Source organism: Micrococcus sp. HSID17227, from assembly GCF_003989405.1.
Lineage (GTDB): Bacteria > Actinomycetota > Actinomycetes > Actinomycetales > Micrococcaceae > Micrococcus > Micrococcus luteus.
On the sequence record NZ_RBLN01000456.1, the window covers coordinates 1 to 1,085 of the forward strand.

The 1,085-nt window shown below is 66.5% G+C and carries 2 protein-coding genes; both read right to left on the reverse strand.

The genetic code is table 11. The features are described 5' to 3' along the window. Positions 1–178: 178 nt before the first annotated feature. Positions 179–781 carry a cadmium resistance transporter gene (locus D8M29_RS12605; protein WP_036341590.1) on the reverse strand — a complete coding sequence of 201 codons (603 nt, stop codon included), beginning with the start codon at positions 779–781 and terminating at the stop codon, positions 179–181. Next, positions 778–1,085, reverse strand: a 308-nt coding sequence (locus tag D8M29_RS12610) for a helix-turn-helix transcriptional regulator (RefSeq protein ID WP_148110874.1), incomplete at its 5' end; no start/stop codon positions are given. The genes D8M29_RS12610 and D8M29_RS12605, both read right to left, overlap by 4 nt.

The window sequence follows — 1,085 nt, forward strand, 5'->3', positions numbered from 1 at the left end:
CGGGTATACCCCTTTACACGCCCTGCCCTGTGGCTTCGTTCGCTTGGTGGCGGGGTTTTTGCAGCGCTCCGTGGCGGTCTTGTTGCCGCGATCACGCAGGACTGGCTGCAGGTAGGTGTCGCGGTCTGAACCGAGAGGGGTGCGCCCGGTCGGGGCCGTTTGGATCGCTGCCGCTACGTCAGAGTCCGAAGGCTCCGCCGCTGACGAGGATCACGATGCCGAGGCCGATGAGAACGATGGGGAAGAGGATGTTCTCCCAGCGTTCGAGCACTTCGGCGATCGGGGGGCGGGTGGCGACGAACTTTGCCAGGGCCACCAGGACCGCGACGAGCGCGAGGAAGACGATGCAGTAGGCGACTACTGCGAGAGGTTCCACGCTGAGGAAGACAGGGGTGTAGACGCCGATGTTGTCGCCGCCGTTGGCAAGGGTGACGCCTGCGACTGTCCACACGCCGACCTTCTTGCCGGCAACCTTGGCCTCGTCGTCATCGTCGTCATCGTCTCCGCGCCAGGCCTGCCATGCGGCCCAGAGGCCGAGGCCCAGAGGGATGAGGCCGAAGTACGGGATGGCTGCCGGGGGCAGGAATGCTCCGGCGCCGATGGTCACCAGGACCGCGGCACCGAGGATGCCGGCGAATCCGAGGTACTGGCCGGCCAGAATGCGGGCGGTAGTGCCGCGCTGGCCTGCCCCTCGCGCGAAGAAGAGGGAGAGCACGATGATGTCGTCGATGTTGGTCGCTGCGAACAGGCCCATCGCCTGCAAGACCGAGGTGAGGCTCATGCGCCCTCCCCAGCTGCGTCGCATCCGGGAAGCGAGCAGGCGGGATCGATGCACGGGGCGTCTTCGTCCACTGCCAGGGTGGCATCGACCAGTGCCGTCAGCGCCTGCGCCAGGTGCGAATCGGCGATCTCATATCGTGTCCGACGACCCTCGGGCTCGGAGACGACGATCCCGCAATCGCGCAGGCATGCCAGGTGGTTGGACACGTTCGGGCGTGTCAGGTCCAGATCTCGGGCCAGTTCCGCCGGGTAAGCGGGATGGTCGAGCAGGGTCAAGATGATCCGGGATCGAGTGGGGTCGGCCA

Excerpts from the sequence above, each read along its gene's own strand:
- D8M29_RS12605 (WP_036341590.1), bottom strand. The coding sequence starts at position 781 with ATGAGCCTCACCTCGGTCTTGCAGGCGATGGGCCTGTTCGCAGCGACC.